General features: G+C 72.7%; 1 protein-coding gene. It reads right to left on the bottom strand.

The window, feature by feature from the left end; all coding sequences use genetic code 11:
• The coding region (locus R0J92_RS25995) for a hypothetical protein (protein ID WP_411053813.1) at positions 1–242 on the bottom strand (242 nt) is incomplete at both ends.

Below are 242 nucleotides of genomic sequence, written 5' to 3'. Positions count from 1 at the left end.
AGCAGCAGCGGCAGCGCGATGACGTTGGCGAAGTTCAGCGGCATATCGATCAGCACCATGAACGCCCCGGTGAGCGCCCCGCCCAGCAGGAGCGGCACCAGCACCAGGGCGGTGAGCCCGAAGCTCCACAGCCGCAGGAGCAGCAGCAACGCGATCCCCCCCACCGCCAGCGCCAGCGCCCGGCGGAACGCCGCCACCACCGCGTCGCCCGAGGCGATCTGCAGCACCGGCCCGCCGGTCAC

It is taken from the genome of Tritonibacter sp. SIMBA_163 (assembly GCF_046535935.1).
In the GTDB taxonomy this organism is placed as follows: domain Bacteria; phylum Pseudomonadota; class Alphaproteobacteria; order Rhodobacterales; family Rhodobacteraceae; genus Epibacterium; species Epibacterium scottomollicae.
The sequence above is the reverse complement of the archived record's forward strand: the minus strand, read 5'-3'. Positions and strand labels throughout refer to the sequence as shown.